This is a genomic window from Pseudomonas sp. GL-R-26, from assembly GCF_019947365.1.
GTDB lineage: Bacteria > Pseudomonadota > Gammaproteobacteria > Pseudomonadales > Pseudomonadaceae > Aquipseudomonas.
In genome coordinates, this window is the sequence record NZ_JAGYGI010000012.1 from 70,667 (window position 1) to 90,635 (window position 19,969).

At 61.3% G+C, this 19,969-nt stretch carries 23 protein-coding genes and 1 pseudogene; 12 read left to right on the plus strand and 12 right to left on the minus strand.

Features of this window, described 5'->3' with window-relative positions; all coding sequences use genetic code 11:
* The first annotated feature begins 154 nt into the window (after positions 1–154).
* From KGA96_RS14395 to cysG, 6 genes are all read left to right on the plus strand, one after another.
* Complete coding sequence (locus tag KGA96_RS14395; RefSeq protein WP_046037865.1) at positions 155–2,566, plus strand: DNA translocase FtsK; 2,412 nt, start codon at positions 155–157, stop codon at positions 2,564–2,566.
* 66 nt (positions 2,567–2,632) lie between these two features.
* Positions 2,633–3,256: an outer membrane lipoprotein chaperone LolA gene (gene lolA / locus KGA96_RS14400; RefSeq protein WP_008049385.1), complete on the plus strand. Its 624-nt coding sequence runs from the start codon at positions 2,633–2,635 to the stop codon at positions 3,254–3,256.
* A gap of 111 nt (positions 3,257–3,367) precedes the next feature.
* Positions 3,368–4,690, plus strand: coding sequence for a replication-associated recombination protein A (locus KGA96_RS14405; protein ID WP_046037867.1), 1,323 nt, complete (start codon positions 3,368–3,370; stop codon positions 4,688–4,690).
* Positions 4,690–5,064, plus strand: a complete 375-nt coding sequence (gene crcB / locus KGA96_RS14410) for a fluoride efflux transporter CrcB (protein ID WP_008049383.1) — start codon at positions 4,690–4,692, stop codon at positions 5,062–5,064. Before KGA96_RS14405 ends, crcB begins: the two co-directional genes overlap by 1 nt.
* A 16-nt stretch (positions 5,065–5,080) precedes the next feature.
* On the plus strand, positions 5,081–6,361 hold the full coding sequence (gene serS / locus KGA96_RS14415; protein ID WP_046037868.1) for a serine--tRNA ligase: 1,281 nt from the start codon (positions 5,081–5,083) through the stop codon (positions 6,359–6,361).
* The gene (cysG, locus tag KGA96_RS14420) at positions 6,362–7,756 is read left to right on the plus strand and encodes a siroheme synthase CysG (protein WP_046037869.1); all 1,395 of its coding nucleotides are present in this window, start codon (positions 6,362–6,364) and stop codon (positions 7,754–7,756) included.
* Between the two features lie 117 nt (positions 7,757–7,873).
* Here cysG and KGA96_RS14425 read toward each other — a convergent pair whose 3' ends face one another.
* From KGA96_RS14425 to KGA96_RS14465, 9 genes are all read right to left on the minus strand, one after another.
* Positions 7,874–8,875: a glutathione S-transferase family protein gene (locus KGA96_RS14425; protein ID WP_223513304.1), complete on the minus strand. Its 1,002-nt coding sequence runs from the start codon at positions 8,873–8,875 to the stop codon at positions 7,874–7,876.
* A gap of 91 nt (positions 8,876–8,966) precedes the next feature.
* Positions 8,967–9,968, minus strand: a complete 1,002-nt coding sequence (locus KGA96_RS14430) for a glycosyl transferase family protein (RefSeq protein ID WP_046037871.1) — start codon at positions 9,966–9,968, stop codon at positions 8,967–8,969.
* A complete protein-coding gene (locus tag KGA96_RS14435) occupies positions 9,965–10,300 on the minus strand; it encodes a TusE/DsrC/DsvC family sulfur relay protein (protein WP_046037873.1) in 336 nt (111 codons plus the stop codon). Before KGA96_RS14435 ends, KGA96_RS14430 begins: the two co-directional genes overlap by 4 nt.
* Positions 10,297–10,590 carry a sulfurtransferase complex subunit TusB gene (tusB, locus tag KGA96_RS14440; RefSeq protein WP_046037875.1) on the minus strand — a complete coding sequence of 98 codons (294 nt, stop codon included), beginning with the start codon at positions 10,588–10,590 and terminating at the stop codon, positions 10,297–10,299. The genes KGA96_RS14435 and tusB overlap by 4 nt, the downstream gene beginning before the upstream one ends.
* On the minus strand, positions 10,590–10,952 hold the full coding sequence (gene tusC / locus KGA96_RS14445) for a sulfurtransferase complex subunit TusC (protein WP_046037876.1): 363 nt from the start codon (positions 10,950–10,952) through the stop codon (positions 10,590–10,592). Before tusC ends, tusB begins: the two co-directional genes overlap by 1 nt.
* Before the next feature lies 1 nt (position 10,953).
* A complete protein-coding gene (gene tusD / locus KGA96_RS14450) occupies positions 10,954–11,346 on the minus strand; it encodes a sulfurtransferase complex subunit TusD (protein ID WP_223513307.1) in 393 nt (130 codons plus the stop codon).
* Between the two features lie 212 nt (positions 11,347–11,558).
* Positions 11,559–12,263, minus strand: a complete 705-nt coding sequence (locus KGA96_RS14455; protein ID WP_046037877.1) for a YoaK family protein — start codon at positions 12,261–12,263, stop codon at positions 11,559–11,561.
* Positions 12,264–12,288: 25 nt separating this feature from the next.
* A complete protein-coding gene (locus KGA96_RS14460; protein WP_223513310.1) occupies positions 12,289–12,618 on the minus strand; it encodes a DUF6388 family protein in 330 nt (109 codons plus the stop codon).
* A 20-nt stretch (positions 12,619–12,638) separates the two neighbouring features.
* Complete coding sequence (locus KGA96_RS14465) at positions 12,639–12,887, minus strand: hypothetical protein (RefSeq protein WP_008015571.1); 249 nt, start codon at positions 12,885–12,887, stop codon at positions 12,639–12,641.
* Between the two features lie 148 nt (positions 12,888–13,035).
* Here KGA96_RS14465 and KGA96_RS14470 point away from each other — a divergent pair, with 148 nt between their 5' ends.
* Complete coding sequence (locus KGA96_RS14470; RefSeq protein WP_223464528.1) at positions 13,036–13,386, plus strand: hypothetical protein; 351 nt, start codon at positions 13,036–13,038, stop codon at positions 13,384–13,386.
* A gap of 129 nt (positions 13,387–13,515) precedes the next feature.
* Here the strand turns inward: KGA96_RS14470 and KGA96_RS14475 are convergent, their stop codons facing one another.
* Positions 13,516–13,941 carry a GNAT family N-acetyltransferase gene (locus KGA96_RS14475; protein ID WP_223513313.1) on the minus strand — a complete coding sequence of 142 codons (426 nt, stop codon included), beginning with the start codon at positions 13,939–13,941 and terminating at the stop codon, positions 13,516–13,518.
* Between the two features lie 169 nt (positions 13,942–14,110).
* Between KGA96_RS14475 and KGA96_RS14480 the strand changes: the two genes are divergently transcribed.
* Positions 14,111–14,716 carry an NUDIX domain-containing protein gene (locus KGA96_RS14480; RefSeq protein ID WP_046037885.1) on the plus strand — a complete coding sequence of 202 codons (606 nt, stop codon included), beginning with the start codon at positions 14,111–14,113 and terminating at the stop codon, positions 14,714–14,716.
* On the opposite strand, the gene KGA96_RS14485 is transcribed toward KGA96_RS14480, so the two are convergent.
* Positions 14,713–15,228: a methylated-DNA--[protein]-cysteine S-methyltransferase gene (locus KGA96_RS14485; RefSeq protein ID WP_046037887.1), complete on the minus strand. Its 516-nt coding sequence runs from the start codon at positions 15,226–15,228 to the stop codon at positions 14,713–14,715. The genes KGA96_RS14480 and KGA96_RS14485 overlap by 4 nt on opposite strands.
* A gap of 159 nt (positions 15,229–15,387) precedes the next feature.
* Here KGA96_RS14485 and KGA96_RS14490 point away from each other — a divergent pair.
* Together KGA96_RS14490 and KGA96_RS14495 are read left to right on the plus strand one after the other, a co-directional pair.
* A pseudogene (locus KGA96_RS14490) lies at positions 15,388–15,666 on the plus strand (gamma-glutamyltransferase); the annotation flags it as partial.
* A gap of 69 nt (positions 15,667–15,735) precedes the next feature.
* The gene (locus KGA96_RS14495; RefSeq protein WP_223513319.1) at positions 15,736–16,269 is read left to right on the plus strand and encodes a cysteine hydrolase family protein; all 534 of its coding nucleotides are present in this window, start codon (positions 15,736–15,738) and stop codon (positions 16,267–16,269) included.
* A gap of 176 nt (positions 16,270–16,445) precedes the next feature.
* On the opposite strand, the gene KGA96_RS14500 is transcribed toward KGA96_RS14495, so the two are convergent.
* A complete protein-coding gene (locus KGA96_RS14500) occupies positions 16,446–17,348 on the minus strand; it encodes a LysR family transcriptional regulator (protein WP_223464520.1) in 903 nt (300 codons plus the stop codon).
* A gap of 199 nt (positions 17,349–17,547) precedes the next feature.
* On the opposite strand from KGA96_RS14500, the gene KGA96_RS14505 reads away from it, so the two are divergent.
* Positions 17,548–19,047, plus strand: a complete 1,500-nt coding sequence (locus KGA96_RS14505) for a purine-cytosine permease family protein (protein ID WP_223513322.1) — start codon at positions 17,548–17,550, stop codon at positions 19,045–19,047.
* Positions 19,044–19,886: a nitrilase family protein gene (locus tag KGA96_RS14510; protein WP_223513325.1), complete on the plus strand. Its 843-nt coding sequence runs from the start codon at positions 19,044–19,046 to the stop codon at positions 19,884–19,886. Before KGA96_RS14505 ends, KGA96_RS14510 begins: the two co-directional genes overlap by 4 nt.
* Positions 19,887–19,969 lie beyond the last annotated feature (83 nt).

Below are 19,969 nucleotides of genomic sequence, written 5' to 3' on the forward strand. Positions count from 1 at the left end.
TGCGCGCCATGTTTATAAAAACCGGGGCGCAGTGTTAAAAGTAGTCCCGGTAACGCGTGTTAACTTTTTTACCTGCCTGGATTGGGCGGTTTTTTCGCAGTTTTTATAGACATTCATCAGATGGACGCGCCATAGGCGCAGGAAAAGAAGCGTTTTGAAGAAATCCACCGCAGCACCTAAACCAGCCGTCGTACCGCTCTGGCGCCAGCACTTGCACTACCGACTCAAGGAAGGTGCGCTGATCGCCATCGGTGCCTTGTGCCTGTTCCTGATGATGGCCTTGTTGACTTACGGCAAGGACGATCCGGGCTGGAGTCATAACAGCAAGATCGACGACGTGCAGAACTTCGGCGGGCCAGCGGGCTCCTACAGCGCCGATATCCTGTTCATGGTGCTGGGTTACTTCGCCTACATCTTCCCGTTGCTGCTGGCCGTCAAGGCGTACCAGATCTTCCGCCAGCGTCACGAACCGTGGCAGTGGAGCGGCTGGCTGTTCTCCTGGCGCCTGATCGGCCTGGTGTTCCTGGTGCTGTCGGGCGCCGCTCTGGCCCATATCCATTTCCATGCCGCGACCGGTCTGCCGGCCGGTGCGGGCGGTGCGTTGGGGGAAAGCCTCGGCGAACTGGCCAGGAACGCCCTGAATATCCAGGGCAGTACGCTGTTGTTCATTGCCTTGTTCCTGTTCGGCCTGACCGTGTTTAGCGACCTGTCGTGGTTCAAGGTGATGGACATCACCGGCAAGATCACCCTCGACCTGTTCGAACTGTTCCAGGGCGCGGCCAATCGCTGGTGGGCGGCCCGTACCGAGCGCAAACAGCTGGTTGCCCAGTTGCGTGAAGTCGACGACCGTATGGATGAAGTGGTCGCGCCGACCGTCACCGACAAGCGCGAGCAGGCCAAGGTCAAGGAACGTCTGATCGAGCGCGAGCAAGCCCTGAGCAAGCACATGTCCGAGCGTGAGAAGCAGGTGCCGCCGGTGATTGCACCCGCGCCGCCAAAGCCCGCCGCGCCGAGCAAACGCGTCGAGAAAGAGAAGCAGGCGCCGCTGTTCGTCGACAGCGCCGTGGAAGGCACGTTGCCGCCTATTTCGATTCTCGACCCGGCGGAAAAGAAACAGCTCAATTATTCGCCTGAATCCCTGGCTGCGGTTGGCCACTTGCTGGAAATCAAGCTCAAGGAATTCGGCGTCGAAGTCACGGTGGATTCGATTCACCCGGGCCCGGTGATCACCCGTTACGAGATCCAGCCGGCGGCCGGGGTCAAGGTCAGCCGTATTTCCAACCTGGCCAAAGACCTTGCCCGCTCCCTGGCCGTGACCAGCGTGCGCGTGGTGGAAGTGATTCCGGGCAAGACCACGGTCGGTATCGAGATTCCCAACGAAGACCGGCAGATCGTGCGTTTCTCCGAGGTGTTGTCGACCCCCGAGTACGACAACTTCAAATCCCCGGTCACTCTGGCCCTGGGCCACGACATCGGCGGCAAGCCGGTCATCACTGACCTTGCGAAAATGCCGCACTTGCTGGTGGCCGGTACGACTGGTTCCGGTAAGTCGGTGGGTGTGAACGCGATGATCCTGTCGATCCTGTTCAAGTCTGGCCCGGAAGACGCCAAGCTGATCATGATCGACCCGAAAATGCTTGAGCTGTCGATCTACGAAGGCATTCCGCACCTGCTGTGCCCGGTGGTCACCGACATGAAGGACGCCGCCAACGCCCTGCGCTGGAGCGTTGCCGAGATGGAGCGACGCTACAAGCTGATGGCCAAGATGGGTGTGCGAAACCTGTCTGGCTTCAACGCCAAGGTCAAGGAAGCCCAGGACGCCGGCGAGCCGTTGAGCGATCCGCTGTACAAGCGCGAAAGCATCCACGACGAAGCGCCGCTGCTGCAAAAGCTGCCGACCATCGTAGTAGTGGTCGACGAATTCGCCGACATGATGATGATCGTCGGCAAGAAGGTTGAGGAACTGATCGCCCGTATCGCGCAAAAGGCTCGAGCGGCCGGTATTCACTTGATCCTGGCGACCCAGCGTCCGTCGGTGGATGTGATCACTGGTTTGATCAAGGCCAACATCCCGACCCGCATGGCGTTCCAGGTATCGAGCAAGATCGACTCGCGGACCATCATCGACCAGGGCGGTGCCGAACAACTGCTGGGTCACGGTGACATGCTCTACATGCCGCCGGGCACCAGCCTGCCGATTCGTGTTCACGGTGCTTTCGTGTCCGACGAAGAGGTTCACCGCGTGGTGGAAGCCTGGAAGCTGCGGGGCGCGCCGGAATACAACGACGACATCCTCAATGGCGTCGAAGAGGCGGGCAGTGGCTTCGAAGGCAGCAGCGGTGGTGGCGACGGTGACGATCCCGAGGCCGACGCGCTGTACGACGAAGCCGTGCAGTTCGTGCTGGAAAGCCGTCGCGCCTCCATTTCCGCGGTACAGCGCAAGCTGAAGATCGGCTACAACCGCGCCGCGCGCATGATCGAAGCCATGGAAATGGCCGGGGTCGTGACGTCCATGAACACCAACGGTTCGCGTGAAGTCCTGGCCCCGGGCCCGGTGCGCGACTGACCCGAGTATGAAAAGGGTGGTGCCTTCGGCGCCGCCCGCACTCCCACGAATGTTATGAGGACTCCCATGCGTCTGATCCGCATGCTGTTGCTGCCGGTACTGGCCTTGACCACGCTCCAGGCTAACGCCGATGACAAGGACGTGGCACGCCTGACCCAACTGCTGGAAAAATCCCAGACCCTGACTGCACGTTTCTCGCAACTGACCCTTGATGGCACCGGCACCCAGTTGCAGGAAACCGCTGGCGAGATGTCGCTGCAGCGTCCGGGCCTGTTCTACTGGCACACCGATGCGCCGGCCGAACAGACCATGATCTCCGATGGCAAGAAAGTCACCCTGTGGGACCCGGACCTGGAACAGGCCACCATCAAGAACCTCGACCAGCGCCTGACCCAGACCCCGGCCTTGCTGTTGTCCGGTGACGTGTCCAAGATCAGCCAGAGCTTCGATATCAGTGCCAAGGAAGCCGGCGGCGTGATCGACTTCACCCTGAAGCCGAAAACCAAGGACACCCTGTTCGACAGCCTGCGCCTGTCGTTCCGCAATGGCTTGGTCAACGATATGCAACTGATCGACAGCGTTGGCCAGCGCACCAATATCCTGTTCACCGGGGTGAAGGCCAACGAGCCGATCCCGGCGTCGAAGTTCAAGTTCGACATCCCCAAGGGTGCGGATGTGATTCAAGAGTAAAACGCCGGATCTGTGGGCGCGGGCTTTTGTGGCGAGGGGGCAAGCCCCCTCGCCACAGGATGCTCGCCAGGCTTGAAACTGTGTGATAACCCGAGGTTTTAAACGTACGTCATGGATCTGTTTCGCAGCGCCCCGATCTCTCAGCCCTTGGCCGCCCGCCTGCGTGCAGCCAATCTGGACGAGTACGTCGGCCAGGAACACGTGCTCGCTCGCGGCAAGCCCCTGCGCGAAGCGCTGGAGCAGGGTGCCCTGCATTCGATGATTTTCTGGGGGCCGCCGGGCGTGGGCAAAACCACCCTGGCGCGGTTGCTCGCGGAAGTATCGGATGCGCACTTCGAAACGGTCTCGGCGGTGCTGGCCGGGGTCAAGGAGATCCGCCAGTCGGTGGAAATCGCCAAGCAGCAGGCCGCGCAGTACGGTCGCCGCACCATCCTGTTCGTCGACGAAGTGCATCGCTTCAACAAATCCCAGCAGGATGCGTTCCTGCCCTATGTCGAAGACGGCACGCTGATTTTCATCGGTGCGACCACGGAAAACCCCTCGTTCGAGCTCAACAACGCCTTGCTCTCCCGGGCGCGGGTCTATGTGCTCAAAAGCCTCGACGAAGCGGCCCTGCGCAAACTGGTGCACCGCGCGCTGACTGAAGAGCGTGGCCTGGGCAAACGCAACCTGACCCTCAGCGACGAAGGCTTCCAGATGCTGCTGTCGGCCGCCGATGGCGATGGTCGGCGCCTGCTCAACCTGCTGGAAAACGCTTCGGACCTGGCGGAAGACAACAGCGAGATCGGCACCGAGCTCCTGCAAAGCCTGCTCGGCGATACCCGCCGGCGGTTCGACAAGGGCGGCGAAGCGTTCTACGACCAGATCTCCGCGCTGCATAAATCGGTGCGCGGCTCCAATCCCGACGGCGCGCTGTACTGGTTTGCGCGGATGATCGACGGCGGTTGCGACCCCTTGTACCTGGCCCGGCGCGTGGTGCGCATGGCCAGCGAAGACATCGGCAATGCCGATCCGCGCGCCCTGAGCCTGTGCCTGGCGGCCTGGGAGGTGCAGGAGCGCCTCGGCAGCCCCGAAGGCGAGCTGGCGGTGGCCCAGGCCATCACCTATCTGGCCTGCGCGCCGAAAAGCAACGCGGTGTACATGGGCTTCAAGACTGCATTGCGCGCCGCCGCCGAGCACGGTTCGCTGGAAGTGCCGCTGCACCTGCGCAACGCGCCGACCAAGCTTATGAAGCAGCTGGGTTATGGCGATGAGTATCGTTATGCCCACGATGAGCCGGACGCCTATGCCGCTGGCGAAGACTATTTCCCGGAAGCACTCGACCCGATCCCGTTCTATCAACCCGTGCCCCGAGGCCTGGAATTGAAGATCGGCGAAAAACTCAATCACCTGGCAAAACTCGACCGTTTAAGCCCAAGGCAGCGGAGAAAATAGTGCTTCCCTTGATCGTTGCGGTTTCCGTCGGCGGGATGGCCGGCACTCTGTTGCGCTTCGCCACCGGCAACTGGATCAACGCGAATTGGCCGCGGCACTTCTATACCGCGACGCTGGCCGTTAATATCGTGGGCTGTTTGCTGATCGGCGTTCTATACGGTCTGTTTTTGATACGCCCGGAGGTGCCCATCGAGGTGCGTGCCGGGTTGATGGTTGGCTTCCTCGGGGGGCTGACGACTTTTTCATCCTTTTCACTGGATACGGTGCGCCTGCTGGAAAGCGGGCAAGTGCCGCTGGCCCTGGGCTATGCGGCGCTCAGCGTATTCGGCGGGCTGCTTGCCACCTGGGCCGGCCTGTCCTTGACCAAACTTTGATAAACGAGAAACCGACATGCTCGATTCCAAACTGTTACGTAGCAACCTTCAGGACGTAGCGGACCGCCTGGCATCCCGTGGCTATACCCTGGATGTTGCGCGCATCGAAGCGCTGGAAGAACAGCGCAAGACCGTCCAGACCCGCACCGAAGCACTGCAGGCTGAACGTAATGCGCGCTCCAAATCCATCGGTCAGGCCAAGCAGCGCGGCGAAGACATCGCGCCGCTGATGGCGGACGTCGAGCGCATGGCGGGCGAATTGAGCGCCGGTAAAGTCGAACTGGACGCGATCCAGACCGATCTGGACTCGATCCTGCTGGGTATCCCCAACCTGCCGCACGAATCGGTACCGGTTGGCGAAGACGAAGACGGCAACGTCGAAGTGCGCCGCTGGGGCACCCCGACGGCCTTCGATTTCCCGGTTCAGGACCACGTGGCCCTGGGCGAGAAGTTCGGCTGGCTGGACTTCGAAACCGCCGCCAAACTGTCCGGTGCCCGTTTCGCCCTGCTGCGCGGCCCGATCGCCCGTCTGCACCGCGCCCTGGCGCAGTTCATGATCAACCTGCACGTTACCGAGCACGGCTACGAAGAGGCCTACACGCCTTATCTGGTCCAGGCCCCGGCGCTGCAAGGCACCGGCCAACTGCCGAAGTTCGAAGAAGACCTGTTCAAGATCGCCCGCGAAGGCGAAGCCGACCTGTACCTGATCCCGACCGCCGAAGTGTCGCTGACTAACATCGTCGCTGGTGAAATCGTCGACTCGAAACTGCTGCCGATCAAGTTCGTCGCCCATACCCCATGCTTCCGCAGTGAAGCTGGCGCGTCGGGCCGCGACACCCGCGGCATGATCCGCCAGCACCAGTTCGACAAGGTTGAAATGGTGCAGATCGTCGAGCCGTCGCAGTCGATGGAAGCGCTGGAAGGCCTGACCGCCAACGCCGAGAAAGTCCTGCAACTGCTGGAACTGCCTTACCGCACCCTGGCGCTGTGCACCGGCGACATGGGCTTCAGCGCGGTCAAGACCTACGACCTGGAAGTGTGGATCCCGAGCCAGGACAAGTACCGCGAAATCTCGTCGTGCTCCAACTGCGGCGACTTCCAGGCCCGTCGCATGCAAGCGCGTTTCCGCAACCCGGAAACCGGCAAGCCGGAACTGGTACACACCCTGAACGGCTCCGGCCTGGCGGTCGGTCGTACGCTGGTGGCGGTGCTTGAGAACTATCAGCAGGCCGACGGTTCGATCCGTGTACCTGAAGTCCTCAAGCCGTACATGGGTGGCCTTGAGGTTATCGGCTAAATGAACTATCTGCCGCTGTTTCACAACCTTCGCGGCAGTCGTGTGTTGGTCGTCGGCGGGGGGGAGATTGCCTTGCGCAAATCCCGCCTGCTGGCCGATGCCGGTGCGCTGCTGCGGGTGGTTGCACCTGAAATCGAAGCGCAACTGCGCGAACTGGTTGCCGGCAGCGGAGGCGAGTGCCTGCTACGTGGTTACGCCGAGACGGATCTGGACGGTTGCGGGCTGATCATTGCCGCCACCGACGACGAAGCGCTGAACGCACAAGTCTCCGCCGATGCCCATCGGCGTTGCGTACCAGTCAACGTGGTGGACGCGCCAGCCCTGTGCAGCGTGATCTTCCCGGCCATCGTCGACCGTTCTCCGTTGATCATTGCAGTGTCCAGCGGCGGCGATGCGCCGGTGCTGGCGCGTTTGATCCGCGCCAAGATCGAAACCTGGATTCCTTCCACCTACGGTCACCTGGCCGGGCTGGCGGCGCGATTCCGTCATCAGGTCAAAGGCCTGTTTCCGGATGTGCAGCAGCGTCGGGCGTTCTGGGAAGATGTTTTTCAGGGCCCGATTGCCGATCGGCAACTGGCCGGGCAGGGCGGTGAAGCCGAGCGGTTGCTCCAGGCGAAAATCGATGGCGAAGCGCCAGTGGCGACCGGTGAGGTCTATCTGGTGGGCGCAGGGCCGGGTGACCCGGACCTGCTGACATTCAAGGCATTGCGTCTGATGCAGCAAGCCGACGTGGTGCTGTACGACCGTTTGGTCGCACCGGCGATTCTCGAACTGTGCCGTCGCGACGCCGAGCGCATTTACGTTGGCAAGCGCCGTGCCGATCACGCAGTGCCGCAGGATCAGATCAACCAGCAATTGGTGGACCTGGCCAAGCAAGGCAAGCGTGTGGTGCGATTGAAGGGCGGTGATCCGTTCATCTTCGGTCGTGGTGGTGAGGAGATCGAAGAACTGGCGGCCCATGGCATCCCGTTCCAGGTCGTGCCGGGTATCACGGCGGCCAGCGGTTGCGCGGCCTATGCCGGGATTCCGCTGACTCACCGCGATTATGCGCAGTCGGTGCGTTTCATCACCGGCCACCTCAAGGACGGCTCCAGCGATTTGCCATGGGCCGACCTGGTGGCCCCGGCACAAACCCTGGTGTTCTACATGGGGCTGGTGGGCTTGCCGATCATCTGCGAGCAGTTGATCAAGCATGGTCGCGCCGCCGATACCCCGGCGGCGTTGATTCAGCAGGGCACCACGGTCAACCAGCGGGTGTTTACCGGCACCCTGGCGGACCTGCCACGGCTGGTGGCGGAGCATGAAGTGCATGCGCCGACATTGGTGATCGTCGGTGAAGTGGTGCAACTGCGCGAGAAGCTGGCGTGGTTTGAAGGGGCTCAATCAGACGTCTGAGTACCGCGTCGACCTCAATCGCGAGCAGGCTCGCTCCTACAGGGGATGTGTAAACGACACAAGTCCACTGTAGGAGTGAGCCTGCTCGCGATGGGGCCTTCAAAACCTGTACAAATCTCAAGCTCTGCGCCAAACCCCTTTCCCGCTCAACCGCTCCCGATCATGGGCCGCGGTAAAGTCCTGGGCCGGCCCTTTCGGCACTACACCCGTCGGGTTGATGGTGCGGTGGCTGGCGTAGTAATGGTTCTTGATGTGGGTGAAGTCCACTGTCTCGGCAACCCCCGGCCACTGATAAATCTCCCGCAGCCAGTTCGACAGGTTCGGATAATCGACAATCCGCCGCAGGTTGCACTTGAAGTGCCCGTAGTACACCGCATCGAAGCGAATCAGCGTGGTGAACAGGCGGATGTCCGCTTCGGTCAGGTACTCGCCAGCCAGATAGCGGTTGGCGCCCAACAGCAGCTCCAGGTGGTCCAGTTCGGCAAACACGTCATCGAAGGCTTCTTCATAAGCCTGTTGCGAGGTGGCAAACCCTGCGCGGTACACGCCATTGTTGACCGCCGGGTAAATCCGCTCGTTCAGCGCATCGATCTCACCGCGCAGCGGCGCCGGGTAGAAGTCCAGGTCATTGCCGGTCAGGTCGTCGAAGGCGCCATTGAACATGCGGATGATTTCCGATGATTCATTGTTGACGATGCGCTTTTGCTGTTTGTCCCACAGCACCGGTACGGTGACGCGGCCGGTGTAGTCGGCAGTGTCGGCGGTGTAGCGCTGGTGCATGAAGTCGAAGTGATCGAGCTTGTCGCCGGTCGAACCGAGGCTCTGGTCGAAGGTCCAGCCGTTTTCCAGCATCAACCAACTGACCACCGAAACGTCGATCAGGTTTTCGAGGCCTTTGAGTTTGCGCAGGATCAGCGTGCGATGAGCCCACGGACAGGCCAGGGACACGTACAGGTGATAGCGCCCGGGCTCGGCCGCAAAACCGCCGACGCCGGTCGGTCCCGGCTTGCCGTCAGCGGTCAACCAGTTGCGACGCTGCGCCTGTTCACGCTGGAACGCGCCGTCCTTGCTGCTTTCGTACCACTTGTCCTGCCAGCGGCCATCAACTAACAAACCCATGTTCAAGACTCCCGAAACCCATAATCGATGGAGTTGAGTCTATTCCGATGAGTTCGAACAAAAAGCGCAAAAATCTGGCGGAAATGATCGATTAAATCGATTTGTCCCGCGCAGCCCAGTATTTTTCAGCGGTTTCGAAGGCCTGTTCGCGGCTCTGTCCCAGGCCACGCAGGGCCAGGGCCATGGTCGAGATCAGGGCCATTTGCGGGTAGCTGTCGACCACATCGCCACGCCAGACCGCTTTCAAATGTTCAGGATCAAGCGAGGCAGGTTTGACGTGACGCTGCGCCGACAACTGCGGCCATTCCTCATCCCAACTAACGCCGCCGGTGGTGCCGTACAGGTGGCTGTCGGCGTCCGGGTTGATCTCGATTTCGCCGCCATCGCCCTTGATCACGATGGCGGTGTCACCCAGCAGGCCGCTGGCATCGCGATGCACCGCCTGATAACCCGGGTGGAAAATGCTCTGCAGACCGCAACGGGCGCCCAGCGGATTGAGAATCCGCGCCAGCGAGTGGATGGGCGAACGCAGGCCCAGGGTGTTGCGCAGGTCAATCATGCGTTGCAGCTGTGGCGCCCAGTCCATCAATGGCATGAAGGCCAGGCCGCCGTTATCCAGCGCCGAACCCACCTGTTGCCAGTTTCGGCACAGCGGGATGTTCAATTCACCCAGCAGTTGCTCGCTGTACAAGCGACCGGCCGTGTGGGCGCCGCCACCGTGCATGAAAATCCGCACGCCGTTTTGCGCCAGGCACTTGGCTGCCAGCAGATACCACGGTAGATGGCGTTTCTTGCCTGCATAGGTCGGCCAATCCAGATCCACCGCCAGCGCCGGAGGATTCAGACGCTCACGCAAGGCCTCGGTGAAGCCCGCCATCTCTTCCGCGCTTTCTTCCTTGTGCCGCAACAACATCAGGAATGCGCCGAGTTGGGTTTCTTCGACCTTTTCATCGAACACCATGCCCATGGCCTCGCGGGCCTCGACCCGGGTCAGGTCACGGGCGCCGCGCTTGCCTTTGCCGAGGATCCGCACGAACTGGGCGAACGGATGCTCGGCGGGCGTTTCGAGTGTCAGTGCTGGGTAATCGGTCATAAGCAATTCGTCGGTTTGGGCAGGCCCGCCAGTTTCGCGGCGAGTTTGGCGGGAGTGCCTTTGAACAGTCGGTTCAGGTGCAGGCTGTTGCCTTTTTCCGGGCCGAGTTTCAGGGCGGTGTACTTGATCAACGGGCGGGTGGCCGGTGACAGCTGGAACTCGGCGTAGAAACTGCGCAGCAGTTCGAGGACTTCCCAGTGTTCGGGCGTCAACTCGATGTCTTCGGCAGCCGCCAGGGCACTGGCCACATCGGCGGACCAGTCACTCAGTTCGACCAGGAAACCGTCCTTGTCCAGCTCGATGGCGCGGGCGCCGACCGTCAATGCATTCATAGCCAACTGTTGACCTTGTCGTAGTGAATCGACAGTTCGACGAAGGCCGGGTAATCGATGGCTTTGGCCCAGTCTGGAACCGCAAGCGCACGGGCCTGGGCGTCTTCGGCCAGGACGAACAGCTTCAGGCCAAGTGCGCTGAACGCTATGAACGGCGCAGTGCCTGGCTGCAGCGCATAGGCCGCATCACCGGACAACAGCAACCCGTCGCTGGCGCCGATCACGCGCAGGCAACTGGTCAGGCGTTCGTCGCCGAACGGGGAATGAGACAACACGTGCAAAGTCGACATCAGAGGGTGATCACCTGATCGTAGCGGTCAATGAGGGCGGTGATTTCGTGGGCGGCCAACACCTGGGCTTCTTCCAGCGACAGGCCGCTCGGGTCCAGGCCGCGCTGGGCGATGCTGTCGCCGCAGGCAAACAGTTCCTCGACACCGAACATCGGCAGGGCTTGCAGGTTGGCGCTCAGGTCTTTCTGTTGCAGGGTCTTGGCGTTCTGACCGGCGGAAAGCTGAAACACGCCGTCATCGAGAAACAACAGGCCGATCGGCAGATCGAAGGCGCCGCCGGCCAACACGATATCCAGCGCTTCCCGCGCGCCCGGGCCGGACCATGGTGACTGGCGGCTGATGATCAATATGGATTTGGCCATGTCATGCGCCTCCGAAACAGATCAAACGGTCGGCATCCTGCGCCGCGTCATGCAATTGGCCGAGGCCGGACAATTCCCACGGCGCACCGACGGCTACCGCCTCGCGCTGATAGCGCTTGGCTTCTTCTTCATTCAACACGCCACGACGCAGGGCGGCGGCGATGCACACCACGCCATCAAGCTGATGGTCACTGACGAATGCCCGCCATTGCTTGGGCAAGTCCAGTTCATCCTGGGGCGTGACCACACTGGCGGACGCGTTGTAGACACCGTCCTGATAGAAAAACAGCCGGACAATCTCGTGCCCGCCGGCCAGCGCGGCCTGGGCGAATAGCAAGGCGCGGCGCGAGGAGGGCGCATGGGCGGCGGAAAACACGGCGATAGCGAACTTCATGACGGACTCGATCAGCGAAACTGCGGCCATGATAAAGCTTTATCGGCGGGGCGGCTAAAGTGATGTTGTCTGTGCGGGCCTCTTCGCGGGCAAGCCCGCTCCCACAGGTTTTGTGGTCATAGCGTAATCTTTGGCATTGCACAGATCACTGTGGGAGCGGGCTTGGTCCGGGCGGCGATCCGACGATGACGGCCTCACAGCCAACACCAGACTCAGCGCGGCATATACCCCAACTGCCAGCGCCGCGGGATCCTCAACGACAACACCCCAAGCCCGGCCGCCAGCAGGCCGCTGGCAAACAACGCCTTGAGCCCCAGATGGTGTTCCAGCACGGCACCGAGTACCGCACCGGCGAACATGCCGGTCCAGGGGATCAGTTGCACACGCCAGCCGTTACGGCGCTCGCCGAGCATCCAGCGGCCCAGCCCGCGGCCGAAACGCGACAGGGCGCCGGTGACGTAAGTCAGGCCAACCGGCAGGCCGTTCACTTCTTCCACCGCAGCGTTGAGCATGCCCATTGCAATGATCGCCGCCAGCAGGGCCGGCAGTTGCTCGTCATAAGGCCAGGCTGCGGCGGCGCACAGCAGGGCGGTAATGCACAGCAACAAGGGCAGGGCCCGGCGTCTGCCTAGGCGGCTGACGATAATGCCCAGCGCGTTGCCGACGATGAAGGTGGCGACGAGTATCACCAGGCGCAGGGTCAACCCAAGGTCGCCAGCACTGATGGCGACCGCCATCCGGGTGGTATTGCCGCTCATGAACGAGACGAAGTCGCCGCTGGCCATGAAACCGATGGCGTCGGTCATGCCGGCGAGTACTGAGAGCATGGCCACCAGACTCAGGCCTATGCGCCCGCGCCATTTCTGCGTGTGCAAGTGACCGGGGCTGGCGTGGGTCCTGGCGGTGTTGGGCAGCATCGGCGAAAGTATCCCTGAACAGTGCTTAGGGTTTTATCCCATTCAGCTCGCAATATTCCAGCCAGTCCATGCCGGCCATTTCCGCCACTTCCCGGTGCACTTCCAGGCGCTGCGCTTCGTAGTCCTGGGGTGTGGTGGTGGTTAACCGCAACGTCAGTTCCCAGGCGAACAAGTGCTGGCGTTCTGCTTCAGCTTCAAACGCTTCGTGCAGCCGTTCCTCGCGATACTGAGCCGCCGTTTCACCCTTGGCCTGAGCCAACAGCGGGTTGAGATGGTCGAGTTCTTCGCGCAACTCGGGGCGCGCATCGAGAAACCTCTTGAGTGCTTGCTCATGCTGCAGTTCGGTTGCCGCCATGGTCGCTCCTTGAGAACGGATTACGAAGATTGCTTCTTGCTGGCCTTGGCCGCTGCCGCCAGGCATTCGAGGGCAAACTGTTCGGTGTAGGTCATCTGGATCGGCGTGGTTTCGCCTTTGACGGTCCTTTCACCGTCGAGGATGTAGCGAATCCGCTTGTCGGTGACGCCGATTCGCTTGGCAATCCAGGAAGGCGTCTGACCGATCTGGCTGATCAGCTTGTCGGCATATTCAGTGCTCGGTTTGTAGAACTCGGCATTAGGTGTCATCAGGTTTCCAGTCAGGGGTGCGATGCAGCGTTATTGGCGCGACAGGGTGCGCGAATCGTTGCGCGCTGTCGCGGTATAAATGCAGTAAAGCAGAACGATACGGGCTGCCGGGGTGATAAAGTCCGCTTTTTCCTGATGAGTGAATGCAATGCGAATTCTGATGGTGGCGCTGGCCGTGACGTTGCTGGCGGGATGCGCCGGCTCGGCGATGAACGACGCCCGCACCAAGGCCCCGTACAAGACCCTGAACTCGGAAAAGCCGGCAAAAGACGTCGCCCAGTGCGTGCAGTTTTCCTGGCAGGACGAGGCCGTGTTCGGTGTCGATGCCGCTGCCTATCTGCAACCGGGGGAGAAGGGCGGCACGACCGTTTACACCCGTTCGGCGGAGTTCTTCGTCGACGTGACCACCGATGCCTCGGGCACGGTGCTGAGCTACTACGCGCAGAAGGACGATTTCGTGGCCAAGCGCCGGTTGGCGGCGTTGGCGACTTGCCTGTGATTTGAAGGTTTATTGCATACCCCTGTAGGAGCGAGCCTGCTCGCGATAGCGGTAAGTCAGTCGACATCAATGTTGAATGACAGTCCGCCATCGCGAGCAGGCTCGCTCCTACAGTGGTTTTTGTACTGATCAGTAATTCAGGCGCTTCTGGAAGAAGAAGTGCTTGTGTCCCGGCGGGTAATCGGCAATGTGCCCGATCTCGCTGTATCCGCATTTCTTGTAGAACCCAGGCGCCTGGAATTCAAAGGTGTCGAGCCACAGCCCGACGCAGCGCCGTTCCCGCGCCAGGTCTTCGGCCATCTGCATCAGTTTCGAACCAAGGCCCTGCCCCCGAGCCTGTTCCGGCACCACCAGCAAGTCGATGTACAGCCACTGGTAAAACAATCGGCCATGCAGGCCGCCGAGGATCTCGTCGTTGTCGTCGCGCACCAGCAAGGCGATGTGCTCAGGCACGTTACCTTCGGCCTTCGAGCCGTTGTAGGCGCGCAAGGGTTTGAGGATGGCCTGGCGTTGTTCTTCCGTGGGGTTTGGCGACAGTTCGATACGCAGGTTCATGGCTATATCCATATGGCATTGAAGCCGCAGCCTATCCCGGTTGCAGCGATTGTTCCATCCCCCGAAAAGTTGAACCGTCGCCAACGCGCAGCTTGCTTGAGGGGGGGGCAAGCGCTGTGCGTTTTCACTTAACATGTGGACCCTCAGACAAATAACAGGACGCGTTGTCATGTCGAACACCGCCGAGCGGGTCAACATCCTTGAGTCTCAGGTGTTGTCCCACGACTGGTACCTGCTCAAGAAAATCACCTTCGATTACCAACGTAACAATGGCGAGTGGCAACGCCAGGTCCGGGAGGTCTACGACCGTGGCAATGGCGCGGCGATTCTGCTGTACAACCGCGAAAAGCAAACCGTGGTACTGACCCGGCAATTTCGCCTGCCGGTGTTCGTCAACGGTCACGACGGGCTGTTGATCGAAGTGGCGGCGGGGCTGCTGGAAGGCGCGGCGCCTGAAGACCGCATCCGCGATGAAGCGGAGGAAGAGACGGGTTACCGCGTGCACCATGTGCAGAAGGTGTTCGAGGCGTACATGAGCCCCGGTTCGGTGACGGAAAAACTGCACTTCTTCATTGCCGAATACGACGCGAAGTCGAAAGTCAGCGACGGTGGTGGGCTGGAGGCGGAAACCGAGGAACTGGAAGTGCTGGAGTGGGCGTTCGAGGACGCGCTCGAAGCGTTTTACCGCGGCGAAATCTGCGACGCCAAGACCATCATGCTGTTGCAGTATGCGGCGATGAAAAACCTCTTCGCCACAAAAGCTGTGTTCCGTTAAAACAGGTTATCCATACGGCTCGCCCCTGACCACTCACCACCTTCAAGTGTGAGCAACAATTCCTTCGCCTCAAGCCCCCCGGCAAACCCGGTGAGCTTGCCCGACGCGCCAATCACCCGATGACACGGCGCCACGATCGAAATCGGGTTCTTGCCATTCGCCGCACCCACCGCCCTGACCGCCGCCGGGTTGCCGATCTGTTCGGCGATCTGGCTGTAGCTGCGGGTCTCGCCGAACGGGATGGTCAGCAGCGCCGCCCAGACCTTCCTCTGGAATTGCGTGCCGGCAAAATCCAGTTCCAGTTCGAAGCGATCGCGGGTGCCGGAAAAATACTCGCGCAACTGCGCAGCCGTGCGCACCAGAATCGGGTTGTCCGGCGCTTCGCTCATCGGCCCCAGGCGCACCCGGCCGGGTTTGTCGTTTTCCCAGAGGATGGCCGCCAGTCGTGAACCGTTCGCGACCAGCTTCAACTGGCCCACGGGTGAAGCCACGGTGGTGCAGGTATAGGTCATGCCAGGGCTCGCACAAAATTGCTGAACGGGCGTTAAGGATACTGCCTCGACGGGGAGGCGCAATACGTAATCCCGACCATACTTGGCTATGGCTTTTGAAGCGTTTTCCTACGAAATAACAAGAGGAGACTGACTCATGAAGTACGAACCTTTTGCCAAATCGACTACGGCATGAACATCCAGGAAACGGTGGATGCACCGCGTTTCCACCAGCAGTGGCTGCCGGAGGAAACCAACCTGGAAGCCTTCACCACCAGCCCGGACACGGTGAAAATCCTCGAAAGCTGGGGCCACACGTTCGCCGGTCCCCAGGATGCCAACCATCTGGCAGCGATCCTGGTCGGCGCGCCATCCCTGGGTGGCAAACCGGTAGGCAGGAACCGTTACTACGGGGCGAACGACCCACGGCGTAACACCGGGTTGTCGTTGGGTTATTGAGGGTTGTGTCCGGAGGGGGACGGGCTTATGTTCGTCCCCTGATCCCTCGACAATTCAAGGAAGGAAATCATGACCACTGCGTTGTTAATCATCGACGTCCAACAGGCTTTGTGTTCCGGTGAGTACGAGTGCTTCGAGATTGGACGGGTCATCAACACCATCAATGACCTGTCTGCCCGGGCGCGCAAGGCGGGAGTGCCCGTGGTGCTGATCCAGCATGAAGAAGCGGGCAGCCCGCTGGCGCATGACGCTGCCGGCTGGCAACTGGCGGAAGCGCTGGAAACCTCGCCCAAGGACCACCGCGTGCGCAAGACCACCGGGGATTCGTTCTACCAGACCAATCTGCAAAAACTGTTGCCGAAGGAGGACTTCGAGCGGCTGGTCATCTGCGGCCTGCAGACCGACTATTGCGTCAACGCCACCGTGCGCCAGGCCCTGAAACTGGGCTACGACGTGGTGCTGGCAGGCGACGCGCATTCCACCGTCGACAACGGCAACCTGACCGCCGAAGACATCATCGCCGAGCACAACAAGGACCTGGCGCACCTGACCGGTTCCGTGGCGCGGATCGATGTGATACCGGCCAAGGACATCCACTTCTAATACCACCACATCCCCCCTGTAGGAGTGAGCCTGCTCGCGATGACGTCGTTACAGCCAACATTGATGTTGACTGACCCACCGCTATCGCGAGCAGGCTCACTCCCACAGTAATCCGGTTGCTGGCAGATTTTGCGTACACCCCCAACCTTGGGGGACCGAGCCTGCTCCCACAGAACCTACACCGCTCCGAAAATCTCGATCAGCTCATTGAGGAACGCACTCACCAGATCCCGCTGCCGCGCCGAATGCCGCACCGCCGCGTGAAAGCTGACCTCATAGCGCAACAGCTCCGGGTTCAGCGGGTGTAACTGCCCCAGCTGTTCATGGCGGGTCGCGTAGTGCTGTGGCAGAAACCCCAGGTGCTGGCCGGACAGGATCAGCAGGGCTGCGCCGTCCATGCTGTCGGTGAGCACGGTCAGGCGTTCGATGGACGTGGGGGCCGGCATTTCCGGCAGGGGATGGCTCGGCCAGACCCAGTCGAACCCGCTGACATCTTCCCGGGTCAGCGCGCCGACCTTGCCGAACAGCGGGTGCGAGGGCGCGCAGTAGGCAATCTGGGTTTCCGGGAACAACGGGAAATAATCGATGCTGGGCAAGCGATGCCAGAAGTAACCGATGGCCAGGTCGATATGGCCGTTGATGATTTTTTCTTCCAGCAGCGACGACGACAGTTCGGTGAAGTGGAAGTACAACCCCTCATGCCGCGCCCGCAATCGGGCAATGGCCTGGCCGATTTTCTTGTTCGCCACCGGATCGATTTGCCCCAGCAGGCCGATGTTGATGCTGCCCGAGACTTTGCGGTTGATGTGCTGCACCTCGACCCGAAAACCTTCGGCTGCAGCCAGCAAACGTCGGGCCGCATCGATGAACTGAGTGCCTTTGGGCGTTACCGAAAACCCGCCGCGTCCGCGTTCGCACAAGCGGAAACCGACCCGCGCTTCCAGCGTCGCCAACTGCGCGCTGATAGTGGGTTGCGTGGTGTTGAGGGCGGTTTGCGCCGCCGAGATGCCGCCCGCTTCGACGACGGTCAGAAATACCCGGATCAGGCGCAGATCCAGCTCCGTTACAGTTCCCAGCATGGGGGCTCCCGATTCTCGCTTACATAGATACTGATCTATGTGAACAGTGTGCCTGCGATATTTTATTGCCCGAACTCACGCCCTACATTGCCGTGAAACCAGCGTCATCGTCAGCTTTTTCTGGAGTTTTACCTGAACTGGACGTCGTAGCGAGCGCTGTACCCACAAAAACAACAAACAACAGCATAGGAACAATCGTATGTCAGGTTCCCCAGTGTCTGCGCACGCCGCCGAGGCGAGCGGCGGGTTGGCCATCGAAGGTCACTCCATCGACTACATCCCGGAAAACGAACGCCACGCCAAACTCAGCAGTCAGGGGCCATTCTGGTTCCTCGGCAATTTCCACTTCTTCACCATTTCCATCGGTTTTGTCGGCCCGAGCCTCGGCTTGTCGGCGCTGTGGACCATGCTGGCCGGTGCCCTGGGCATTATGTTCGGCACCATTTTCATGGCGTTCCACGGCTCCCAGGGCCCGGAAATGGGCCTGCCGCAGATGATCCAGTCCCGCGCCCAGTTCGGCTATCGCGGGGTGATCCTGGCGTTGATGGCGACGATGTTTGTATTCGTCGGTTTCAACGTGGTGAACATCTCGTTGATCATGAATGGCCTGGAGCATGTGTTCGGCATTAACCCGACCATCGTCGCCGTGGCCGTGGTGCTGATCGGTGCGCTGTTGTCGATCTACGGCCACGACCTGATGCACAAGGCCTTCAAGTGGGCCTTGCTGGCGACCTTGCCGCTGTACGCACTGGTGACCATCGCCCTGATGTTTGGTGCGGGTCAGGAAGGCGTCACGCCGGCGACCGACCTGGGCTTCAACTGGGTGGCCTTCGCCACGCTGTTCGCCATCGGCGCGAGCTACAACATCTCCTATGCACCCTACGTGTCTGACTATTCCCGTTACCTGCCGAAAAACACCAGCCGGGCGAAACTGATCGCGGCGGTGTTCATCGGCGCCTCGTTGTCCGGCAGTTGGATGATCGGCCTCGGTGCCTGGCTGGCGCAGGAGCTGAAAGCGGCGGATGCGCTGGTGGCGTTGAATCAGGTCGGCTCCTCGATGGTGCCGGGGCTGGGCAATCTGCTGGTGATCGTCTCGGTGGCGGGCTTCCTACCGATCATCGCCCTCAACACGTACAGCGCCATGCTGACGCTGCTGACCGGCGTCGACTCGATCAGGAAAATCACCCCGACACCCCGTGCCCGAGTACTGTCGATCAGTGTGATCAGCGTCATTCTGTTGACCTGCGTGCTGTCGATCAAAGGTGACGGCATCGCGCTGCTGAACACCTTCCTGGTGTTGTTGCTGTACTTCCTCGTGCCGTGGACCGCCGTCAACCTGGTGGACTACTTCTTCGTGCGCAAGGGCCGCTACGCGATCCCGCATTTCTTCACGCCAAACGGCATCTACGGCGCCTGGCAATTTCGCGGCATCGTCTCGTACCTGATCGGCTTCGCCGCCATGGTGCCGTTCTTCTACATCTACGATGCCGCCGCCGGCAAAGAGGTCTTCGTCGGCCCGCTGGCGCGAGTGCTGGAAGGCGTGGACATCGCCTGGCTGGTGGGCCTGGTGGTGTCGGGGCTGACCTACTACCTGCTCAGCCGCTCGATTGATCTGGCCGCCGAACGCCGGGTGATCGATGCGCTCAGCGAGAGCGACATCGTCGCCATGACCCATTCATCTGCGGAGGCAGGGCGTTGAGCAGCGTAAAGAATACCGTGGTCGCCTGTTGCCAACTGGCACCGAAAATCGGCGACCTGGCCTACAACCGCACGCTCACCGAGCGCGCGATTCGCCAGGCAGCCTTACAGGGCGCGCAAGTGGTGGTGCTGCCCGAGCTGGTGCAGAGTGGCTATCTGTTTGCCGACCGCTTTGAGGCGCTGTCGCTGGCGGAAACCGTTGACGGTCCGACCTTGCAACTGTGGCAGGCCCTGGCCCGTGAGCTGAATCTGGTGATCGTCGGCGGATTCTGCGAGCGCCTGCCCGGTGATGAACTGGCCAACAGCGCGGCGATGATCGACGCCAATGGCCTGCGCGCGGTGTACCGCAAGGCGCATCTGTGGGATGCCGAGAAGGACATCTTCACAGCCGGCGATGCGCCACCGCCGGTGGTCGAAACGCTGCATGGGCGGCTCGGCATGCTGATCTGCTACGACCTGGAATTCCCCGAGTGGGTGCGTCTTCCGGCGCTGGCGGGGGCCGATCTGCTGTGTGCACCGGTCAACTGGCCCGACGGCCCGCGGCCGCAAACCGAGCGCCCGGCTGAAGTGCTGCGGGTGCAGGCCAATGCCTCGGTTAATCGCATGTTCATTGCCGCCTGTGATCGCTATGGCCATGAGCGTGGGGTCGGCTGGGTCCAGGGTTCGGTCATAGTCGATGCCGATGGTTACCCGTTGGCCGGGCCGGCGGAGCAGGGCGGCGAGCAGATGTTGCTGGCCACCCTGAACCTCGCCGAGGCGCGCAACAAGCGCATCAGTGCGCGCAACGACCTGCATCAGGACCGCAGGCCGCAGTTGTACGGGCTGCACAGCACTTTGTAACCGTTGATGTCATTGCGTGCTGGACGCCCGTCACGGGCCTATGGCATCGTCGAAACCAAAGGCCATGCAGTGAACGGGATTGT